This window comes from uncultured Microbacterium sp., from assembly GCF_964244775.1.
GTDB lineage: Bacteria > Actinomycetota > Actinomycetes > Actinomycetales > Microbacteriaceae > Microbacterium.
On record NZ_CAXTJR010000003.1, the window covers coordinates 221,745 to 244,163 of the forward strand.

Here is a 22,419-nt window from a genome sequence, read left to right on the forward strand (position 1 = left end):
CCTGCGTCACACGTCGGCTTCGATCTCGATACGGCGCTGGCGCGCCTACTCGATCACCGCGGGCGGCCGGCACTGGCGCGCCTACTCGATCACCGCAGAAGGGCTTGCGCCGGTGCGCCCGTCTCGCGCGCGAGGAAGCGCGTGTGGCGGTCGTTACTTCCGTTGGCACCACAATGAGAACATGCCGGCCGCAGGGTGGACGTTCGATGACTTCGATCACCTCGTGGTGCGCGACTATCGCACGCCATGGGCGGGCGACGAGTACGGTCGGCAGATCGTCAGCGATGCTGAGGAGTGGGCGCACCTGCTGGGCAGACAGTTGTTCGATTTCACCGCGGGTCGCCCTCTCCCCGGCCGGGTGGAAGGCGGCATGGTTCTCGCGGAGTACCACGCCTGGAATCGCGAGTCGTTCGTGCGCACGGTCAGGGCGCTGCAGCTGAGCCTTCGCCATCGCGATGCGATCCGGCGGATGCATTTCCACACTCTGGCGAACTGCCTCCTGAGGATGTGGCGACCGGTGTTCGGCTTTCCCGGGACGCCGACGGTGATCGATCGGCGTCAGGCGCAACTGCTGCTGGCGATCCACGCGGCCAACATGATGACCACTCGTGAGGTCAATCTTCGAGGCGGCAATGTTCCTACCCCAGGCGACAAAGACGAGCAGACGCTGCTGGATGCGCAGCACGGAATGCTCACCGAGACCGACGCCGCGGTGACGATCCTCGAGATCATCCGCGATATGCCCCACGTGATCCTGCTGCCCGCACCGCCGCAATTCGAGTCGGGCCCCAGTCGCCACAACGTCGACTTCCTTCTCCTCGATGTATCTCGTCGCGCGGCGGTGGGCATCCAAGTCAAGACAAAGATGTCGCAGTCCACCCCCCGGAACTACGACGAAGGTGTCGTGTTCGTGGACGGGACGATCGATCTCGGTAACGAGCGGCTTGCTACGCGCAGTCGCCGAGGGTCAACGCTGGTCAGGAAGGCGTGGCCGGGCCTGATCAGCGGACACTTGCTGATGAGGGCCAATGAACGCACACCCGTCAATCGACCGTGGGCGGATGTTATCGTGGCGCGTCGGGAGGGCCTGCGCGAGAGCCTTCACGGGACGACGGACTACCTGGCGCGCGCCGTCCAGCATGTTCGGCCGCGCCTCCTCGCAGCGCTTGAACGGCCTGAAGCACGCCTCGATTGATGTGCGCATGGTCGGGCGGTGGGCTCGCCGGAGCCTAAGGACCAGTCGTCAAGTGTGCGCCGACGGAGGCGCGGTCTCCGCGCTGAGGGTACTCGCGCCGCGCCATGCGTGTGAGTGTCTTCCGCGCCCGCGCTTGGACGGCGTAGTGGGCGTCGTCACTCAACGCCTCGAGCACGTCAGCGGGAGTGTTGCGGTTGCTCGCGATCATGATGCGCACATCAACATCGGTATCCCCGACCAGAGCCGGAATGAGCGTGGCCGGGAGCTTCTTGTGCGCCGCGAGCTGCCGCCGCACGATCGCTTCAGGGTCGCGAGCAAGCGCGACGAACAGATCCGGTGGCAGGCGCTTGTGTCCAGCGACCTGGGCGCGGACGGCGGGGTGTTCGTCGGCTGCAAGCCGAGCGAGGAGATGCACGGCGAGGTTCTTACGTTCCGCGACCGTGAGTCGCACGAACCTGTCTTCGTCGCCCGCCAGTTGAGCGAGCGCATCTGGGGGCGTGCTGGCATGCCGGGCGATCGCCTGGCGCACCGACTTCTTCGGGTCGTTCCCCAGCCGCCGTAAGACATCTGTGGGTGTGGCAGAGTTCGCGCCGATGCGTTCGCGTACCGCGCGTCCGCCGAACGACAGGACGTCTAGATCTGCGGGGTCGGTCGTCGGATCGGATGCTGCGGTGAGGCGCACCTCCTCCGTCCAGCGAGCGACGATCGAGAAGCGCGGTCTCGTGCGGGCCGCGGTCTGACGTTCGGCGGCGACTGCCACCGCGCGCACCGGGTCAGCGCGGAGTCGCGCCAGGAGCGCGGAGGGAATCGCAGGGTTGTACGCGAGAGCATGGCGCGCCGGAGGCGTGGCCTGAGCTGCGATCTCCATCAGCACCTGAGCAGGAGCCGAGGGATTGCGGGTCATCAACAGCTTGGTCCACGGATGGCGCCGCGCCAGCTCGAGCAACGCCGACGTGGACGTCTCGGGGTCGGCGGCCGCGACGGCGCGCTGATGCCGTCGATCGCGCGCCGCCGCTTTGCCGTCTCGTGGTGCCGATTCTCTGGATCTCTTCGTGGTGCTCATGACTCAAGCAAGGGATGGCGGGCAGCGGGCAGTGTTCGCGGGCCACTCAGCAGATGGTCACAGAAGTCGTGGACAGACACAGCGAGATGCTGTGAGTGCTGAGGAATGCATTGTCGACAAACATTTCGGCGCCCTCGTCAAGGGTCTGCAGGTTCAGGAAGAAGCGCATGGGTTCACCTCCCCTCGTGTGTTGGCAGGCCCGCGAGTGCTGCTGAGGCGGGGAGGGCGGCAGGAGGAAACAGGAACGGAAGGGCGGACTCCGCGGCACGCTGAGGGTCGTACGCGAGCAACGAGTAGGAGTTCAGTGCAGCGAGCACGCCGGCAGCTCCGGTGGCCAGGTCGCTGGAGAGACGCATGAGGCCGCCACCCGCAAAGCCGATGCCAGTTGCGTGGCGCACGGCATGCAGACGCAACGCGCGCGCGTGCTCGTCGAGAGCGGCACGCGACTCAGGGGTAGACAGCCCTAGCCGCGCCAACCCGATGTGGAACATCATCATCCCGGCGCGTCCGTTGAAAACCCCTGCCTCGATCGTGAACGGGGTGCACGCGGCGCGGATGATCGCCGTCAACGCCTGCCGGTAGAGGTCGGCGTCGTCCAGGTGCGGGAGCAGTTGCGCAAGCACCACGCCGATCCCCGCTGACCCGGACGCGAGGTAGGGCATGAGTCGGTGGCCCTCGTCGACATGCAGCGATCCATCGTCGACGGCCACGCAGTGCCGCAGGTCGTAGTCGAGCGTGGTGATCGCCAGCTCAAGGTGCCGCGGATCGCCGGTGCGTTCGTAGAGGCGGAGCGCGAAGAGCGCGGTACCGGTGGCCCCCCACATGAGGCCCACACCGCGCGGCCCGAGCGGGTCGACAGGAACGCCTGGTGTCAGCACGGGGCGTGCACCATGTCGCTCCTGCAATGCGACTGCGAGGCGTACGGCGTCATCGAGGAGCGCGGGCCGGCGGTCGACTTCCGACAGGAAGTGAAGTCCGATGCCGGGCAGGCCCCCGTACAGGTCGGGCCCGAGTCGGCTGAGATTCGTGGCCCGCAGGCGGGCGACCGAGTGGTCGGCACGTGAGTCGTCGCCCTCGCGACGATGCACCCACGCGGCGCCCGCGAGCCCATCGTAGAGGCCAGGGTCGGCTCCGTCGTCGGTCAGGGCAGCATCGGTGGCGTGATGGAACCAGGCGAGCGCAATGGGGTCGACCTCGAGCCCGCTGCTGCGCAGGCCGTGGATCACCCCGGCCGCCCCGTGAGCCAGCGCATGCCCACCGTCACCGAACTGCGCTGGATCGCCCGGCCAGAGACGGTCTCCGCGTGAAGGGTCGGCGGAGGCCGCGAGCGACCGCCCGATCATCACCATCAACTCCGAGATACCCGGCTCGGAACCGACATCCCACGACCGAAGAGCTGTATCGGCGCGGCCTGCAAGCCATGATGGCGGTTGCCGACGACTCGACCGCGGGCGAAGCGCGCCGGCGACCTTGCGAGCCCAGGATTCGGGGAGCGCATAGGCGTCTCGCGCGTAAGAGATCAACTCGTCGACTTTCGCGCGGTCGAGGTGCATCACAGGTGTCAGCGGGCAGAACAGCGAAAGCTTCACGCATGCGAGCGCGTAGAGGTCGGCGTCCGCGCCGCCGCGACCGTCGGAGGGCACGAAGCCGGGCGCCCCCATCTCGACGGGTGCGTATTCGTGCAGTGGCGTACTGAACTCGAAGTCCAGCAGCACGACCTGCCTCTCTGGCGTCACCATTATGTTGCCCGGGTGCAGGTCGCCGTGGGTGAAACCGGCGGCGTGGATCCGCGCGAGAACTGCCGCGGCCTGGTCGCCGACGTCGAGTGCCCATCGTCGGTACGCGAGGAAGTCCTCCGTGCTCGCGCCCGCGCGGATCGTGGGGGTCTGCGCGACCATCGCTCGGTGCAGCGCGATCCCGTCGACATGGTCCAGTGCGAGGAACACATGACCATTCACCTCGAACAGCTCGCGAACGGCGACGACACCCGTGCCGGCGACGGCCAGCAACCGGGAGTGCTCGTCGCGTAGACGAGTCGTCGCGTCTCGCCCATCAGGGGTGAATCCGACGTGCGGCCGCGCCTCTTTGAGCACCACCTGATTCCCGTCGCGGTCGCGGGCCAAGTAGGTGCCCCCGGCATTGGAGTAGGCGAGTGGGCGGATGATGTCGTACGCGAAGCCGTCCGGCTTGGCGCCATCTCCCAACCGATCCGACTGCTCGCGCAGGAACCCGGGAAGATCTACCCACGGGGGCGGCGTGAACGCGGGCTCCCGACGGTCTTCGACAAGCTCACCATCCGGGCCGCGCAGCCCATGCCGCTTGTGGCCGTTGTCGTCCCTCAACCAGGCGGGTGCGAACGCACCATAGCGAACGGAGAGGGGGCCGTCCTCCCAGCGCAGGTCAGACAGGATCCAAGGCCCTGGCATTCCGCTCAACCGAGCATCGAGCTCCTTCAGAGTGCGATGCAGTGCCGCTTCGTCGATGGGGTAGATCGTGATGACCTTGCCCGACGCGCTTCGATCAGCGTCCTTCCCGCTCTGTGCGATGACCGCACCCAGGTCAGGAAGATGCTTGAAAGCGATCCGGTTCGCGTGGCAGTAGGTCGAGGTGAGCGCGACGATCTCGGCGGCGTTCGCGGGTATCGCCGAGATGTGGATCTTCCAACCCTGATCGGGCAGTGTCATTTCGTTCGGCGCTCGGTACGACCAGGTGCCGTCGTCGACGCAGCGCCACGAACTCCACTCGAGCTCGGGTGGGGCTGCCAATGGCCGTTGGCGGCGGGCGCGGCGTCGAGAGGGATGGTCGTAGAACACCGGGTCGGCGAGGGCGAACAGACTGTGACGCGGGTCCACTCGCGGTTCCTTCCAGGAGAGATCTGATCCATGTCCAGGAGAGTGGCGTCACGCGTCGCGCCGGTCGTCGGCGGCCGCGGCACCGGGGGACGGCTCAATCCTGAAGGGTGGCGGCTCGGGCATCTAGTACCGATCAGATGCACTTTCGTTGAGCCCGAATGGCACCCGCTGGTGCCATTGGGCACTTCCAATGGCACCAGCTCGCATCGCCCAGGTCAGCCGAGGTAGCCCTTCTGGAACGCCCAGGTGATGAGCTGAGTGCGGGTCTTCGCGTCATACTTGCCGAGCATGCGGCTGATTGCGCTCTTCACCCCGCCTGGCTCCATGACCAGATCTCGCGCGATCTCCTTGTTGGTCTTCCCTGCCGCAAGTCCTTCGAGGATCTCTCGCTCCCTCGACGTCAGAGGGCTCGCGTCCACCGTCGTGGGGCTCGCCTGGCGGTTGCGTCGGCGAAGCTCCGCGAACACCGTGCGTACCACTTTCGCGTCGACCACGTCTTCACCCGACACGAGCGCGCGCACTGCCGCAGCGAGGTCGTCGGGCTCGACATCTTTCAAGAGATAGCCGGATGCCCCCGCGTCGATCGCGCCGTAGACGTCCTCGTCGAGGTCGAACGTGGTGAACACGAGAACAGCGGCGCCGCTACCGCCAGCGACGATCTGGCGCGTGGCCGTCACACCGTCGCCGGCGGGCATGCGCAGATCCATGAGCACCACGTCGGGTCTTAGTTGAGCCGCAGCGGTCACGGCAAGGGGCCCCGAGGAGGCCTCACCGACCACTTCGATGTCGGCGTAGGGGTGCAGGGTGATCCGCAGGCCGTTGCGCATCACCGCCTGATCGTCGACGATCAGCACCCGGATGGGGGCGTTCGGCGGACGAGTTGCGATGTGTGCATTCACGACGTGACTCGGTGACTCTCGAGAGGCACCACGGCTCGTGTCTCCCATCCGCCTCCGGGGACGGGTGCGCTTCTGAGTTTGCCACCGAGCATCGTCACTCGCTCGCCCATGCCCACGAGGCCGTAGCCCGATCGCCGCGGGCCCGCCGGATCGGGAGAGGGGTGCAGGGTCGGGGCGTTCGTGACAGTGATGGTCAGAGATCTTTCCGTACGTGCCACGCGTACGGCGACAGCAGCGCCGGGAGCGTGCTTTCGTGCGTTCGACAGTGATTCTTGGACGATTCGGAAGCACGCGAGCGACGCCGCCGGTGTGAGGCCCTCCACGTCGCCGTCCACTCGAACCTCTACCGGCTGATGTGCGGCTCGTGCCGAGTCTGCAAGGTGGGCGAGGCTGTCGCGAAGGGCGGGCGCCGCTGCGCTGGAGCCCGCCGTCTCGTCGCCATCTTCACGGAGCATTCCGATCACCTCGCGGATGCTGTTCATCGCCAGTACGCTCTCGTCGCGGATCGACCGGAGTGCCGAGCTCGCGAGCGCGCTGTCGTCGTCGCCAAGGTTCAAGGCAGCCTTGCTGTTGACGATGATGCTGCCGAGGTGGTGCGCCGCGAGGTCGTGGAACTCTCGCGCGATCCTGGTGCGTTCTGCAGCGATCGCGGCCGAACGCGTGCTCGCCGCTGCGAGCTCCAGCGCCTCCGCTCGTTCCGTCTCGAGCGCTGCGCGCGCGCGTTGCGAGCCGTAGAAGAGACCTGCGAGCGTCGCGAACGCATAGAGCGGTACGACTCGCAGCACGACGGCGATGACGGAGAGCACGCTCAACCCGCCTTCGACGACATAGGCGATCAAGAGGTAGACCGCGAGGTCGAGGCTGACGGCGATCGAAAGCGGGGTAAGCCATCGGCGGCGAGGCAACAGCGCGGTCACCGTGAACACTGAGAACAGCAGCGCGGGCGTGATGAGCAGGGCCCGGTCGATGGTCAGCAGCACCGTGCACTGGAAGAGCACGAACACGATCCAGAACACCGGCAGGGGGTAACGGGTCGCCCATCCGAGCGCCACGGCTTGCAGCGTGAAAATCACCAGCGGACCCCACACAGCGAGGGGTTCGATCGGCCGACCGGGGATATCCGCGAAGAAGAACGTCGTCCCCACCGCGACACTCAAAAGGAAGTACCCTGCGCCGGTGACCCAGCAGCCGAGCGCCCACACCCAGTCGGGCAACAGCATCCGGGGTCGGCCCGGGTTCGAGACCGTCACGGTAGCTCTCTACCACATGAAGGCAACCGAATGGCATCGCGCTGCAAGTTCGCCTGGCAACTCGTGACGCAGTTGGCATGGGTCGGAAGGTGTGCGCGGATGCCGTATGGCCCTACGCTGGCGAGGTGGACATGCCTGCCGCCTTCGCTCGTGCGGGCTCGGTTCGAGTGCGGGAATCTCTCCTCGACGCCGCTGCGATGGAGTTCTGGGAAAGCGGCCTGGCCGGCACCCGCATCCAAGACATCCTCGATCGTGCCGCCGTGTCTCGCACCAGCCTTTACCACCACTTCGCCGGAAAGACCGAGATGGCCGACGCCATCGTTGCGGAACGCACCTGGCAGCGCATGACCACCGACGACGCAGCCGGAACCGGTCGAGGACTGCCTGCGCTGGGGCGATTCCTCCGTGCGGCCGCGGAGCACGCAGAGCGCGACGTGCGAGCTCGAGCACTGGTGCGCATCGCCCACGAGCTGCCCGATCCCGCCGCCGACTCCGGCCTCGAAGCGTGGCGGAATCGAGTGCGCGACACTCTGGAGCAGGCGGTCGTCGTGGGCGACATCCCGGGTGCCGTCGCCACGGCGAGTGTCGCTGCCGGCGTCGCGTCGCTTCTACGCGCCGCGATCCTCGAACCGGCCGCCGGAGACGACTTCGCGGAACGGGCGCGCGTGCTCTGGCTTCTCATGAGGCCTGGGCTGGGCGCCGCGGGTCACGATGTGATGTCGATCTGACTTTTTCGTCTGTTCAGCGATTCGGCGCGTCCCGCACTCGCGACGTCGAAACGCTTCTTTTGCGGCACTGACGGGACTATTCTCCTGCCGATCCCGTTCGTTCACCAATCGTTCACGGCCGAACCGGACGAAATAGTTTGCTTCGGTGGCCCGAGGCTCGGCATACTCAAAGCGTCGCCAGAGCGGTTCACCGATCGAAGCGATAGCAAGACTCCTCGGGCAGCGTTCGATGTTGGATCGCCGCTCGGGCGTCGTCGGCAAGAGTGTGCGAGAAATGCGGCAGCAGTCCACGGACCGATCATCGTCCGTCCCTCCGCATAGCGCACCGGACCGGGGACATCTACGGCCAACTCTCGCCGCGGTACTCGGTATCGCCGCGCGGTGGTGTCGGTCGTGGAGTGCGCAGCCTCGGCTTCGCGTCAGGCGAACGCTCTCGACATCAGTCGGGGGTGGCGTCCAAACCCCATCAGTTCAGATCACACTCATTGGAGAAATCATGTCCCTGTTCCACAAGCCGGGCGCGCGTGTCGCGTTCGGTGCCGTCGCGGGTCTCGCCGCGCTCGGTCTCGTCATCGGTGGCGGCACCCTCGCCGCCAGTGCCGCCAACGACCCGGGCAGCAACAGTCGCCCGAACTACGTCGCTGTCGGATCCGACACACTTCAGGACCTCTACGGAGCGTTCGCGAGCTCGACGACGCCGAACTACCACATCGATTCCTACACCGCGTTCGCCTCGGAGAACATCACGGTCGACGGCGTCAGCATCTCACGACCGGCCGGCTCGGGCGACGGGGTCAAGGCGCTCAGCGCGTCGCTGAACCCTGCGAGCAACAAGTTCAACAGCGCCACGCACAGTGTTCTGGGCGACCAGTACCTCCGTCAGGGTGCAGACGCACCCGTGCAGATCGCTCGCTCGTCGTCGCGTCCTGCGTCGGGCTTCACCTTCGCAACGGGTGACCTCGCCTACATCCCGCTCGGCCGTGACGCGGTCTCGGTGGCGATCCGGAACGTGCCCGGCGTCACCAACCTGACCACCGCCCAGCTGTTCGCGATCTACAGCAGCGGCTCGTACGACAACGCCCCCACCGGTCTCAGCGACGGTGACGTTCAGCTCTCGAGCGGCGTCGTCCAGCTGCGCGTCGCGGGTGCGTGGGTCAGCCTCACGCCGAAGCTCCCGCAGTCGGCGTCCGGCACGCGGGCGTTCTTCCTGTCAGCCACAGGCGTGTCGACGATCGGTGCGTGGGTGACGCAGGGCGCGACCATCGCGGAGAACGACGGTGCGCAGCTCACCGCGACCGGCCAGCTCATCCCGTTCTCGGCGGCCCAGTGGGTTGCGCAGTGGAACAACGTCGCGACGCGCACCTTCACCCCCTTCTCGTCGCCGATTAATCTCATCAGCATCAACAGCTCGGCCGCGTACAACCTCACGGGCGGTGCCGGCACCCCCGCCAACCCGGGAACCGCATCGGCAGGCGCTCTGTACGGCAGCGGGAGCACCGCGCCCACGCCGGGTGTCGGCACCTTCGCCCGCGACGTGTACTCGGTCGTCGGCAAGGCCTCCGTCCGCGGCAACAACGCCACCACGCATGCCTTCGAGGCGAATGCCACTGCGACGCCGCTGGCGACTCTGGTCACCACGACGCTCCCGGCAGCCAGCCAGGTCGCCCAGTACGGGTTCCTCCCGCTGAGCTACTCGGCGACGACCGCCAACTGGCTGTACGGCCCGTACACCAACCCTGCCCTGTAGGTCACGTTGCACCACTCTCCGTCCGGGGCCCTCGGGGTTCCGGACGGAGAGTGCGTGCGTCATCCAGTTCCATTTCGATCGCGCTGGGATCGCCCACTCCTTGCGCTGCCTCACCCGAAAGGCCCTCCACCCGCTTATGTCCCGTCAGCATCATCGCCGCACCGTTTCGACCCTCCTCGTCGCGGTACTCGCCGCCGCGGCGCTCGTTTCACTTCCCGGCGCTGCCAGCGCCGACGATGGCCCTTCGATCACGATCTCCCCCAGCTCGGGCCCGAACCTGACTGCAGTGTCGGGGTACACCACTGCAAACGAACTCGACTGCACCGCCGCCCCGTTCGGATACCGGAGTTATCTCTACTGGTTCTCGACCACGGCGTTCCCCAGCAGACTCGCGACGATCACGAATTCTGCCCAGACGACGGAGCTCCCGGACCTCGATCCGGGAGTCATCATCCGCGCCGGTAGCCCGATCCTCCCCGGTGGCGGGGGGGAACCATTCCCGAATCCCGACGGGGACTATTCGTGGTTCACGCCGGACTGGGCGAACCGGGGACTGCTCAGCAGCTTCCTCACCCCGGGGGCCTCCTACACATTCGCGGTCACCTGCGGAAGTAGTGGCTCCACGCCGGGCGGGATCGATCAGGGTGACGGCTCCTACCGCTACACCATCGCCTGGACGACGTTCACGGTCGACGCGTCTGGCGCGTGGTCGGTACCGGGAGGCGCCGTTCAATCGGCCGCTACCACGACGGGGCTCTCCGCCACACGATCGGGCAAGACGGCGTCGCTGACGGCCACCGTCACCTCCAATGGCGCTCCCGTCACCGACGGGAAGGTGGAATTCTCCGAAGGCGGGACGACGCTGGGCGAACAGCCCGTGTCGGGCGTCGGCGTCGCCTCGTTCACCACGGGCGAACTGACGGCGGGCACGCACACGCTCACGGCGACGTACGTGCCGGCCTCGAATGCCTATGCGGAGTCCACCGGCTCAGCGGCAGTCGACATCTCCGCGGACGCGGTGACGACGCAGACCGAAATCGCGCCAGTGCTGAACGCCGACAACACCGCCACTCTGGCGGCGACCGTCACCGGCGCGGGCAGCCCGGTGGCAGGCGGCACCGTGCAGTTCCGCGACGGCACGACCGCCGTGGGAAGCCCTGCCACCGTGGGCTCGGACGGGAAGGCGACGTTCACCACCCCCGTGCTGGCGGCCGGATCGCACACCTTCTCCGCCGTGTACACGCACGCACCCGGCGCGGACTTCACCAATTCGATCTCGCTCGACGCGGTCATCACCGTGGCGGATGCTCCGTCGGAGCAGGGCACCTCGCTCGCCCTGGCAGCGGTCGCGGCGGTGACCACCGCGGGTGAGTTGTCTTTCGGTCTGGGAGCGGTCGTGTTCGAGGATGGCAAGAGCGCCTCTGACGCGGCGGGTACCGTGCAGTTCAGCCGTGACGGGAAGGCGATCGGCGACCCGGTCGCCATCAGCGGAGGCACGGCGGCACTACGCGACACCGACGTGAAGTTCGACACGAGCTACAGCTACAAGGCCGTGTTCACGCCCGCAGAAGGATCGACGCTGAAGACGGCCGAATCGCCGGATGTCTCGGTCTCGATGAAGGCGGCGACGATGCTCACCGGCGGTGCCACTATCACCCCGGGCGCCGTCTACCGAGTGGTCGCCCCGGACGGTACGTTCAACGGCAACGAGACCGTGACCGGCGAGATCCGCTCCACGCCGACCCCGATCGGCACGAGCACCGCGACCGCCGCAGGCGGGATCGCGTTCACCTTCACCGCTCCGAGCGGGCTGGAGCCCGGGGCGCACTCGATCGTGCTGACCGGCGCGAGCGGCAAGACCTACACCCTCGCCGTCAGCGTGGCCAACGCGGGTGGCAAGAACACGCCGGCGAGCTTCGCCACCGACTGGGTCAACCAGGTGCGCGACAACCCCGCTCTGCTCGCGGGCCTCCTCGGCGCACTGGTGCTGTTCGCCGCTGCAGGGATCGTCGGCTGGAACGTGTTCTGGCGCCGCCGCGGACGATACGCGCGCAGCTGAGCTCACGCCTGCCGCGAGTCGGATGGGGTGAACCGCCGCATCCGACTCGCTGTTCGGCATTTCAGATCCCGCTGCGTCGACCCACCAGCGCCCTCCCGCGACCGACCGAAAGATCTCATGACCTCCCATCCGACCTCCCGCCGCACCCGACGTACCCTGAGCCGAATCCTCGCGGGCACCTCGGCGTCGCTCCTCGTTCTGACGACAGTCGCGGCGTTCCTCAGTCCCCCGGCGACAGCAGCGGCGCCCGCGGCCGCGTGGGGTCCGGACGGTACGTTTGCGACCGATAGCTCACTGACGGTCCGCTGGGACAACGCGGGAAACCCCACGTCGAGCGTCGTGCCGCGTGACGCGTCACAGACGCTCCCGCACACGGGCGCCAAGACATACGCAGACCTCGATCCGGCCCTCGCGGCCGAGTACGGGCGGGTATTCGGCGATCTGCAAGTCACCGTCGCGCAGACCAAGAATCTCGTCAATCAGAGCATTGAGATCTCTGCGATCGGCGCCGAGGACGGTCATACGACCGGTACAGGCTCCTACTTGGAGGTGTTCCAGTGCTGGGGTGCGCCGAAGGCGGACGGGTCACCCGACCCTTCTGCGGAGCAACCTGATCCGGCGACCTGTCAGACCGGTGTCTCGACAGCAAACGACAACCAGGCTCAGTGGCTTTCCACCCTTGCCGCAGCGGATGCGAATCTCGTTCTCGGCGGCGACTGGGAGAACCTGGCGTGGACGCGCGACCCGCAGACCGGGTCGCCGAGTCGCAGACCCGACGCACTCGCAGTTCCATTCCAAACGATCGACGGCAAGACGGTGTCGGATCGACTGGTTACCAATCCTTACTTCAGTCCGGCAACGACCAATGAATTGTCCGGGAATGACTTCAAGCTTCGGCAAGACGGCGGCGCGGAACGCCCGTTCGAGGTGCAGACGACGATCGAAGCCGGGGGTCTCGGGTGCGGAGTGCAGCAGGACCGCGCCTCAACGGCTCGGTGCTGGCTCGTGGTCGTTCCCAAGGACAACTCGTCTGATTCTCTGGCGGATGTGAGCAGATGGAGTCCCCTATCACCGACAGTGTGGGCGAACAGGCTGCAGGTTGAGCTGGGGATGTCGACGATCGACGCGCGCTGCCCTTCCGGCGCGTCCCGCACCCTGCTGACCGGCAGCGAGCTGCTCTCGCAGGCTATGGCGTCGTGGATCCCCGCGATGTGCACGCAGGCCGATTCGGCAGTCGGCTACACCGTGCTCGGCGACGCGCAGGTGCGCCGTGAACTCGACGCCAGCACCCGACAGAGCGCGGTGCTCAGCATCCCCGGCGCCGCGGACACGTTCGACGTGCCCCTCGCGCTCGCCGGCACCGTGATCGCCTATCGCGTCGACAGCTATGCCGGGGAACCCATCTCACAGTTGAAACTCAACCCCCGACTGGTGGCGAAGTTGCTCACACAGACGTATCTCAACGGCATGGACGAGGTGATCGATACGCAACTCGAGGAGAAGGCTCCGTGGACGTCGTCGCAGGATCAGCACCTCGTGGCGGCGCTCGCCGATGATCCAGAGTTCCGCACTCTGAACGGCGGCACCCCTCCCTTCTACGGGAGTGGCGGCAACGGCGATCTCCTTGCGTCCCTCTTCCAGTCCGACGGCGCCGCCCAGATCTGGAAATGGGTACTCGCCGACAAGGGGGCACGCGCATTCCTGCATGGATGCCCCGATGACAGCGGCATGACGATCAACCCGTTCTTCTCCACGCGGACCTATGAGGAGTGCCCGGCGCAGCGGGGCGAACTTGACAAGATCACCGCAGACCGCATCGCCCAAACGAAGAGCCCCGAGACCTACACGTACGCGACACCCACCTACCCGCCCGATGCGGTTCCGTTCTCGCAGCCCGGTTGGTACGCCCGCGATTCGGTGTTGGGTCCCGTGACGGACGCAGCGACGGGCGAGACCACGGAGCAGGTGGTTCGGACGGGGATGTCGTTGTCAGACCTGCACCCGCGACTGAACGACCTCAACGCAGTGGGCCGGTCGGTGGCCAAGAGCATCTATCCATCGAACCAGGCATGGTGCCCCACGTCCGAGGATCAGACGTGCCTGCCCAAGCCCGGCAAGTGGAAGCAATCCTCCGTGCGGCAGGGGTATGGCTATCGGTACGTCATCGGCATCACCGACAGTGTTACAGCCGCCCGATCGCAGCTGCAGACCGCGCTGTTGTGCAGCACGGACGACTCGGCCGGTGAGCACTGCGTCGGCGCGACCCAGGCTTCGCTCACCACAGCAGCGGAGCACTTCGATGACGGCACTGGCACTCCCATACCCGCCGGAACGACGGACTACGCCGCAGGCGCATACCCGCTGACGCTGCCGATCTACGCGTCGGTCGCGAAGAAGGGGCTCGAGACGGCGCAGGCGAAGGGTCTCGCGTCGATCCTCGGCTGGCTCACCACGACCGGTCAGACGACCGGCTATGACCTGGGCGAGCTCCCGCCGGGCTACGCGCCTCTCACGACCGACCTGAATGCGCGCGCCGCCGAGTCAGTCGCCAAGCTCGCCGCGTGGGTGCCCCCCACCACCGCGACGACGACCACCCCGCCTACCGCGCCCACCGGGATGACTCCGCAGTCGACCACGAAACAAGCCGTCGCGGCACCCCGTGCCGCCGTGCCGGTGCAGGCACCCGCCGCGGCCGTAGCTGCCGCGCAGAGCGCGGCGAGCGCCCCATCCGGCGCAGTCGCGAACCCGGCGCTGGTCGCGCAGGTCGGCACCACCCCTCCCACGGAGAGCGGCTTCCCCCAATTCGCTCTCGCGATGGGGTTGGTGGCCGCGCTGATAACCGGAATCGCGTCCCCGCTCGTCGGCGGGCCGCGCAGGAGTCGGTCATGACCTCCCTCATCGAGAACCCCGTCCTGGACGACACGGCGGAAACCTTCACGACGACGCCGCGTTATCCGGAGGACCAGGGCGCAGAGGTCGCGCCGCGGGCGATCCGGAAGGTGCTCGAGCCGAGCGACCGCATCTTCCGTGGCGTCGCCCGCATCGGCGGAGCGATCGTGCTGACGATCATGATCCTGGTCGGGTTCTTCCTCGCCGCCAACGCTGTCCAGGCGATCAGCTCGGTCGGGGTTGTGGAGTTTCTCACCACGCAGGAATGGTCGCCCGAGACCGGGCACTTCGGGATCGCCGCGCTCGCGGTCGGAACCGTGCTGATCGCCTTCGTCGCCCTCGTCGTCGCGTTCCCGCTGAGCCTGGGTATCTCGCTGTTCATCACCGAGATCGCGCCGCCGGGTGTCAAGCGCATGCTCACCTCGGCGCTCGACCTGATGGCCGCTGTCCCCTCGGTGGTGTTCGGCCTGTGGGGTCTCGCATGGCTGCAGGTAGTCATCGTCCCGTTCTCGAAATGGCTGTCGGACTGGTTCGGATGGATTCCGATCTTCCACGTCGATGGCGCCGACCCGAGCAACCCCCTCCCCACCAACACCCTGTACACCTCATCGACGTTCATCGCCGGTCTGGTGGTCGCGATGATGGCGATCCCGATCATGGCGTCGATCATGCGTGAGTCGTTCTCCCGCGCCCCCCAGGGCGAGCGAGAAGGTGCGCTTGCGCTGGGCGCGACCCGGTGGGGAATGATCAGGCGCGTCGTGCTGCCATTCGGCCGTGGCGGTGTGATCGGAGCGACCATGCTGGGCCTAGGGAGGGCGCTGGGGGAGACGATCGCGATCTACCTCATCATCAGCCCAATCTTCACGATCAGTTTCCAGATCCTGCAGAACGGCTCGAACTCGATTGCCGCGCACATCGCCCTCCGCTACGGCGAAGCCAGCGACTTCGGTTTGTCCGCTTTGATGGCCGCGGGGCTGTTCCTGTTCCTCGGAACGATGCTGCTCAACTCGGTCGCCTCCACTGTCATCGCCTTCTCGCGCTCCGGCGCAGAGAGCGAGGGATGATATGGCGACCGTCCTGGATGCCTTGCCGCTCACCGAGGCGGAGCCCGACACCGTCCTGCCTCGTAGCGTTCTGCCCGAGCGGCCGCCGGAAGCTGAGCCGTTGCGCACCGGGTTTCACCGGGATGACACGATCACCCTGCTGAGCTCTGCCGGTGCCGCAATCGGCATCGGTCTGCTCCTCAGCCTCGGGCTCGGCGTGATCGGCATCGGATGGGCGCCCATCGTCGCCTTTGCCGTGTTCGTCCTTGTCTACACGGTGATGGTGTTTCTCGGGAATCCGGGCCCGGCCGTCCGCGATCGGTTCTGGACGATCATGCTCTGGTCTGCGGGGATCGCCGTGCTCAGCGCACTGGTCCTGGTGATCGGATTCACCGTGATCCGCGGCGGGAACGTCTTCGCACAGATGTTCGCCGACAACGGTCAGAGCCCGTGGGATCGACTGCACTTCTTCACGCAGGACATGGGCGGAGTCGGGCCCCTCTCCGGACTGGATGAAGGCGGCATCCTGCACGCCATCGTCGGCACCCTCATCCAGATCAGCATCGCGCTGCTCATCACGATTCCGCTCGGGCTGCTGACCGCAGTGTTCCTCGGCGAGGTCGGCGGGAAGTTCGCGCGGGTAGTGCGCACCGTAGTCGAGGCCATGACCGCCCTGCCGAGCGTTGTCGCGGGTCTCTTCATCTACGCGGCGATCATCATCGGCATCACACGGGAGCCGAACGGTTTCGCCGCGTCGCTGGCGATCACGGTGCTGATGCTGCCGATCATGATCCGCTCGGCCGACATCGTGCTCCGCCTCGTTCCCGGCAACCTCCGCGAAGGCGCGCTCGCTCTCGGGGGTGGGCAGTGGCGCGTCGTGTGGAAGGTGGTGCTCCCCACTGTGCGCCAGGGCTTGGTCACCGCGATCATCCTCGCCACCGCGCACGGCATCGGTGAAACCGCGCCGGTGCTGCTGACGGCGGGCGTGACAAGCAACCTGAACTTCAACCCATTCAACGAACCGATGGCTTCCCTGCCGCTCACCGCTCTCGAATTCGTCCGCAGCCCCCAGCCGACCATGATTGCGCGCGGGTTCGCAACCGCGACGACCCTGCTCGTGATCGTACTGGTCCTCTTCCTGATCGCCCGCGCGATCGGCGGACAGGACGCCGGCGCCACCTCGCCCGGGCAGCTGGCCACCCTCGCTCGCCGCTCGGAGGCGACGCTTCACCGCATGCAGGAGCTACCCATCCGACTCGCTGAGCGCGCTGCCCGGGCCGAGGCCAATCATCCTGCCCGCGACGAGCACATCGAGCGCCTGCTTGCGATGAACCCACCAGAGGCCGCAAGACGCCCGGCCACCGACCGACAGGACACTGACCGATGAACACCCACCGACCCGCGCGCCGCGGGCCGCGCGCCGCGCTTCTGCTCCGACTCCTAGGGGCGCTGCTCGGCATCGGCCTCGTGGTGAATGGAGCCGTCACAGCATCCGCCGCGAACTACCTCACCATCTCCGGCTCCGGCTCATCGTGGGCGGGAAACGCCCTGAAGCAGTGGGTGTCGGAAGTGAAGACCGAGGGGGTAACAGTCAACTACAAGGACGGCGGCTCATCGACCGGGCGCAAGGAGTTCGCGCAGGGCGTCGCCCAGTTCGCGATCAGTGAGATCCCGTACACCGGTGACACCGCTGATGCGACCGACTCGCTCCGACCGGATTTCGCCTACGGGATGCTTCCCGTTGTCGCCGGCGGGACGAGCCTGATGTACAACCTCCCGGTCGCAGGTAGTCGTTTCACGGATCTGAAGCTGTCTCCGGCTGCGATCGCGGGTATCTTCTCTGGGCAGATCAACCGCTGGAACGACCCCGCGATCGCCGCAGACAACCCCGGCGTCGCGTTGCCCGACCAGCGCATCACCGTTGTCGTGCGCTCGGACGGCTCGGGCGCGACCGCCCAGTTCACCCTGTGGATGAAGCGGCAGTTCCCAGACGCATACGCGCACCTGTGCAGCACAACGGGTGCATGCGACCCGAATTCCGCCACCAGCTACTACCCGATCAACAGCGTCACGATGCCGAACATCATCGCGCAGAACCAATCGTCGGGTGTCACCAACTACACCGCCGACAATGCCTACACGATCAATTACGACGAGTACTCGTACGCGCAGGGCGTGGGCTTCCCGGTAGCTCAAGTCAAGAACACCGCCGGCTTCTACACCGTCCCGAGCCCCGGGGCCGTGGCCGTCGCGCTCACCCAGACGCAGATCAACACGGACGCCAGCTCACTGAACTACCTCAGCCAGGACCTGTCGAACGTATATTCCTACGGCGATCCGCGCACCTACCCGCTGTCGATGTACTCGTACGCGATCGTTCCGCACCAGGAGACGAGCTACTTCACCGCAACCCAAGGTGCCACGATCGGATACCTTCTCCGGCACTCCCTGTGCGACGGTCAGCAGTCGATGGGCGACCTCGGCTACTCCCCCCTGCCGATGAATCTCGTGCTGGCTGCGCTCGACCAGGTCGTCAAGGTCCCAGGCGTCGACGCCGAAACGAACGCGTCCATCGCTGCGATCAAGACCGGCACTCTCAGCGGCGGTTCTAATCCGTGCAACAACCCCACGTTCCAGCCCGGCGACTCACCGAGTCACAACGTGCTCGTAGACTCCGCCCCGTTCCCGGCGGGCTGTGACGCGACCTGCCAAGGGCCATGGAAGCTCGCAGGCGCCGGCGTCAACAACGGCCCCTCGTACGGCGACGGCACCACCGCCGGCGCCGCTGACGGAGCTACCGGCACGAACGCCGGGGCGACCAGCACGACCACGGGCACCGGTACCACGGGCACCGGTGCAGCGGGCGCGCCAGGTACCACCGCGACCAAGGCGCAATCGTGCGACCCCGATACGGGAGTGTGCACGAGCATCGATACGCTCAACGCCTCCGCCGCCGGAAACGCGAAAGCGGTGCCCGCCGTCATTCCCGGTCATCTGGGCTGGACTACCGCACAGAATCTGATGATCATCTCGGGCATCCTCGTGATCGGACTCGTCCTCGCCCCACCGCTGGTATCGGGACTCGCGCGGAGAAGGCGATGACTGCGCTCGCGGACGCCGCCCCGCTTCAGGAAGGCCCGCCGCCAACCGCTCGCGGCGGCCGACTCGCGCGGGCCGCCGCAGCGTGGGTCGACGCACCGCCGTTCTCGCAGGCCGTAGGCCTCCTCCTGGGCACGCTGTCCGCATCGATCATCGTGCTGCTGGTGACCCTCGTCCTGATCTCTCCGATCCAGCACTTCACCGCCCAGACCGGCCTGTTCGATCGGTTCCGGCTCACCCTCGCGGAAGGCTCGGTGCCCGTCGGTCCGGTCACCAACACCGGCGACATCGTCGACCCCGGAACGCCGATCGCCATGTTCACCGCGCCCGCAGTCTCGGTTTCCGAGGAGATCATCGTCCAAGGCACGGCGGGCGCGGAGACCATGCAGGGCATCGGCCACCGTCGCGACACCCCCTTGCCGTGCCAGCCCGGCACCAGCGTGCTGATGGCCCGCGCGGCAGCCTACGGTGGTGTCGGCGGCCGCTGGACGCAACTGCAGACCGGCGACCAGATCTCCGTCACCACCGGGCAGGGGACCTGCACCTACACCGTCACCGGACAGCGGCGCGCCGGCGACCCGGCTCCGGCCGCACCGACATCCGGCAACGGCTCGCTCGTGCTGACCACGGCGGCGGGTCTCCCGTTCATGCCCAACGAGGTGCTCCGCATCGACGCGATCCTCACCGGTACGGCCTTCGAGGCCGCCGCCGATGTCCTTCCGTCGGCGGCGCTCCCCCCCGCCGAGAAAGCGATGGCCGTCGATGACTCCATCGGCGTGCTCTTCGGCTTGGTCCTGCTGCTGGAGCTGCTCGTGGCCGCCGTCATCGCGGCGACTTACGCGTGGCGACGCTGGAACGCCTGGCAGACGTGGGTGTTCGCCGTCCCCGTCCTTGCTGCGCTGGCTGTGATCACCGCGAACGCGGTCAACCAACTCTTGCTTCCCAACCTTCTGTGACCCCTGGAATACACCACTATGCGAATCCCCTTCACCTCCCGCCCGACCATCGCCGACACCGGTGACGACGTCACCGGTGTCCTCACGCCCGCCGAGGCAGCCCAGCTCGGCGGAAACGGTCCGGTCGACTCGGTCAACGACGTCACCGACCTCGTTCCTCCCGCGCAGACTCGCCGTAGCGGCCCCGCGGATGATGTCACCGAAGTGATATCAGTTGCGCCCAGCCGGGCATCCCGAACACGGGAGCGGGAGGTCGTCGGCGGGGACACGAGCGTGTCGGCAGATGCGGAGTCTGTGCAGCGTGTCGAGAAGGCGTCGCCACGGCGGCTTACCTGGGGCCGGAGAGCGCACGGTGAGGTCGCGCGCACCGCAGACGACGTCCGCCGCCGGACCTTCGGCGACACACAGCCCGGCGAGCTGATCGCCGACAGCATCACCGCGTGGTTCGGGACGCACAAGGTGCTCGACCGTGTCTCGCTCGACATGCGGGCGGGCGAGGTCACGGCACTCATCGGCCCATCCGGCTGCGGCAAGTCCACGTTCCTGCGCATCCTGAACCGCATGCACGAGATGATTCCGGCGGCGAAGCTCAACGGGAAGGTCCTTCTCGATGGGGAAGACCTCTACGCACCCGACCGCCGGCTCACCGTCGCGCGCCGACAGGTAGGGATGGTGTTCCAGAAACCGAACCCGTTCCCGGCCGAGTCGATATACGAGAACGTCGTCAGCGGGTTCGCGCTGTCGGGCGTGCGTCTCTCCCGCGATGAGAAGGATCTCATCGTCGAGGACTCGTTGCGAAAGGCGTCTCTCTGGGGGGAGGTCAAGGACCGCCTCGAGCAGAAGGCCGGCGGACTGTCGGGCGGTCAGCAGCAACGTCTGTGCATCGCCCGATCACTTGCCGTGTCGCCGCGCGTCCTCCTGATGGACGAGCCGTGCTCGGCGCTCGACCCGACTTCGACCCTGCGGGTCGAAGAGACGATCGAGCAGCTCAAGGGCTCGACCACGATCGTGATCGTCACGCACAACATGCAGCAGGCCCGCCGCGTCTCCGATCGCACCGCATTCTTCCTCGCCGCGCAGAACACGCCCGGTGTGATCGTCGAATACGGGCGGACCGAGGCGATGTTCGAGGCCCCCCAATCCGAAGACACCTTCCGGTACGTCAATGGACAGTTCGGGTAGCGAGATGCGCAGAGGAGTGTTCGGGTTGGCGCTGGCGGCATTCGTCATCGTCGGGTTCGTGTTCTGGGTCGGTGCGATGCCCAAACCCGCGGCCGGGCCATTGCAGGCCGTCGCGCGGCCGGTCAGCACGCCTGCGACATCGGCGACGGCATCCGACGATCCTGCGGCTCCGTCGCCATCGACTGATTCGACGGCCACGGAGGCGGTCACGCCCGGTTCTTTGCCATCACAGGTGCCCGCACCGCCACTAGCGCCTGCTACCGAGACGGCGGCCGGCCCCGACGTGTGGGCGGAGGACGTCTCGTCGCGCACTCGCGTATCGGTGGCGGCGCTGCGCATCTACGCGGATGTGGTGATTGCACAGCAGGCGCAGACCCCGGGGTGCGGGATTGACTGGACCACACTGGCGGCGCTGGCCGATCCGGTCGATGTCGTGCCCGTGGCGATCGATGCGAGCAGTCGAGCCGTCGCTGCCGCCCTGTGCGACGGAGGTCGCGACTTGGCGGCCCCGGGAGGTTTGGAGGGGGCACTCTCCGCGCTCGGACGCACCGCCGATCAGGCGCACCTTGCCTCGGTGGTCGCCTCCGCATACGCATCGGCGGCCGCGTCGTGACGGTCGCGCCGACGCGACGTGCCCTCGACGGGGGTGACCAGGGCTCGCCGACCGAAACGGCTCAGCCCCGGCCATCAGCTCGTCGCAGCACCGGCCGGCGCGGGACGTGGCAGTCCGCGCGTCACCGTCGGGAAGTGCGCCAGGAGATCCGGCGACGCCGGCGCGGCGCAAGCCTCGGCCTGTCGCTCGCCGTCATGAGTATCGTCGGAATCGCCCTGACGGTCGCTGTCGTGGTCATGATGATGTCCGTCCCGCCGCAGACTGTCGAGCCTGAGTCGATCGATCAGCCCGTGTATGCCGAGCCGGAACCAGGAGTCGACCCGGTCGAGCAGGCGGCGACGACGACGCAGAATGACCTTTACGTCGCACCGCAACCCATCCCGGGGCAGCCGCTTCAGTTGGAGATCCCGGCCGTGGGCATCCATGTGGCGGTCGGATCGATGTCTGTCCCCGACGATCGACGTGTCAATCCGCCAACCCCGGGCTCGGCGTATTGGATTCGCGACTATTCCGTGCTCGGCAATGCGGCGACCGGGACAGGCTACATCGCAGGCCATACCTACCGCGGCAGGGGGAGCGCGGTGTTCAACCCGTTGTTCGATCACGAGACGCGTGAGGCCCGCATTCATCCCGGAGACGCGATCGAGGTGACGACCCCTGAAGGAGTCACCTCCTACACCGTGACCGCGGTGCAGAACTACGACAAGGCAGCGGTACCCGACGAGACCGAACTGTGGCAGGACGTGCCGGGCAGGCTGGTGCTGGTCGCGTGCTGGTACAACGGGGCAGATCCAGCCACCGCGAACATGGTCGTCTACGCGCAGAGGGCCGAGCCCTAGCATCC

16 protein-coding genes are annotated in these 22,419 nt (G+C 67.1%); 12 read left to right on the top strand and 4 right to left on the bottom strand.

Annotated features, from left to right (window positions below; translation table 11 throughout):
• Positions 1 to 181 precede the first annotated feature (181 nt).
• Positions 182 to 1,195, top strand: a complete 1,014-nt coding sequence (locus ACFE6Z_RS08095) for a hypothetical protein (protein WP_375385212.1) — start codon at positions 182 to 184, stop codon at positions 1,193 to 1,195.
• 34 nt (positions 1,196 to 1,229) lie between these two features.
• Here the strand turns inward: ACFE6Z_RS08095 and ACFE6Z_RS08100 are convergent, their stop codons facing one another.
• The 4 genes from ACFE6Z_RS08100 to ACFE6Z_RS08115 all read right to left on the bottom strand — a co-directional run bounded on the left by ACFE6Z_RS08100 (position 1,230) and on the right by ACFE6Z_RS08115 (position 7,259).
• A complete protein-coding gene (locus ACFE6Z_RS08100) occupies positions 1,230 to 2,258 on the bottom strand; it encodes a hypothetical protein (RefSeq protein ID WP_375385213.1) in 1,029 nt (342 codons plus the stop codon).
• Positions 2,259 to 2,431: 173 nt separating this feature from the next.
• Positions 2,432 to 5,110 (bottom strand): class III lanthionine synthetase LanKC, encoded by a 2,679-nt coding sequence (gene lanKC, locus ACFE6Z_RS08105; protein ID WP_375385214.1) that lies wholly within the window; start codon positions 5,108 to 5,110, stop codon positions 2,432 to 2,434.
• Between the two features lie 215 nt (positions 5,111 to 5,325).
• Entirely contained in the window at positions 5,326 to 6,009 is a 684-nt protein-coding gene (locus ACFE6Z_RS08110) for a response regulator (protein ID WP_375385215.1), read from the bottom strand.
• On the bottom strand, positions 6,006 to 7,259 hold the full coding sequence (locus tag ACFE6Z_RS08115) for a sensor histidine kinase (RefSeq protein WP_375385216.1): 1,254 nt from the start codon (positions 7,257 to 7,259) through the stop codon (positions 6,006 to 6,008). The genes ACFE6Z_RS08110 and ACFE6Z_RS08115 overlap by 4 nt, the downstream gene beginning before the upstream one ends.
• Before the next feature lie 131 nt (positions 7,260 to 7,390).
• Between ACFE6Z_RS08115 and ACFE6Z_RS08120 the strand changes: the two genes are divergently transcribed.
• From ACFE6Z_RS08120 to ACFE6Z_RS08170, 11 genes are all read left to right on the top strand, one after another.
• Positions 7,391 to 7,987, top strand: coding sequence for a TetR family transcriptional regulator (locus tag ACFE6Z_RS08120; RefSeq protein WP_375385357.1), 597 nt, complete (start codon positions 7,391 to 7,393; stop codon positions 7,985 to 7,987).
• Between the two features lie 496 nt (positions 7,988 to 8,483).
• A complete protein-coding gene (locus tag ACFE6Z_RS08125) occupies positions 8,484 to 9,734 on the top strand; it encodes a hypothetical protein (protein WP_375385217.1) in 1,251 nt (416 codons plus the stop codon).
• A gap of 136 nt (positions 9,735 to 9,870) precedes the next feature.
• A complete protein-coding gene (locus ACFE6Z_RS08130) occupies positions 9,871 to 11,793 on the top strand; it encodes an Ig-like domain repeat protein (RefSeq protein ID WP_375385218.1) in 1,923 nt (640 codons plus the stop codon).
• A gap of 117 nt (positions 11,794 to 11,910) precedes the next feature.
• Positions 11,911 to 14,682 (top strand): hypothetical protein, encoded by a 2,772-nt coding sequence (locus tag ACFE6Z_RS08135; protein WP_375385219.1) that lies wholly within the window; start codon positions 11,911 to 11,913, stop codon positions 14,680 to 14,682.
• Positions 14,679 to 15,746: a phosphate ABC transporter permease subunit PstC gene (gene pstC / locus ACFE6Z_RS08140; protein ID WP_375385220.1), complete on the top strand. Its 1,068-nt coding sequence runs from the start codon at positions 14,679 to 14,681 to the stop codon at positions 15,744 to 15,746. The genes ACFE6Z_RS08135 and pstC overlap by 4 nt, the downstream gene beginning before the upstream one ends.
• A 1-nt stretch (position 15,747) precedes the next feature.
• Entirely contained in the window at positions 15,748 to 17,112 is a 1,365-nt protein-coding gene (gene pstA, locus ACFE6Z_RS08145; RefSeq protein ID WP_375385221.1) for a phosphate ABC transporter permease PstA, read from the top strand.
• A complete protein-coding gene (locus ACFE6Z_RS08150) occupies positions 17,109 to 18,827 on the top strand; it encodes a phosphate ABC transporter substrate-binding protein PstS (protein ID WP_375385222.1) in 1,719 nt (572 codons plus the stop codon). The genes pstA and ACFE6Z_RS08150 overlap by 4 nt, the downstream gene beginning before the upstream one ends.
• A complete protein-coding gene (locus ACFE6Z_RS08155; protein ID WP_375385223.1) occupies positions 18,824 to 19,780 on the top strand; it encodes a sortase domain-bontaining protein in 957 nt (318 codons plus the stop codon). Before ACFE6Z_RS08150 ends, ACFE6Z_RS08155 begins: the two co-directional genes overlap by 4 nt.
• Before the next feature lie 417 nt (positions 19,781 to 20,197).
• Positions 20,198 to 20,962 (top strand): phosphate ABC transporter ATP-binding protein, encoded by a 765-nt coding sequence (locus ACFE6Z_RS08160; protein WP_375385358.1) that lies wholly within the window; start codon positions 20,198 to 20,200, stop codon positions 20,960 to 20,962.
• Positions 20,963 to 20,966: 4 nt separating this feature from the next.
• Entirely contained in the window at positions 20,967 to 21,575 is a 609-nt protein-coding gene (locus ACFE6Z_RS08165; protein ID WP_375385224.1) for a hypothetical protein, read from the top strand.
• A gap of 194 nt (positions 21,576 to 21,769) precedes the next feature.
• Complete coding sequence (locus tag ACFE6Z_RS08170; protein WP_375385225.1) at positions 21,770 to 22,414, top strand: class F sortase; 645 nt, start codon at positions 21,770 to 21,772, stop codon at positions 22,412 to 22,414.
• Positions 22,415 to 22,419: the final 5 nt, after the last annotated feature.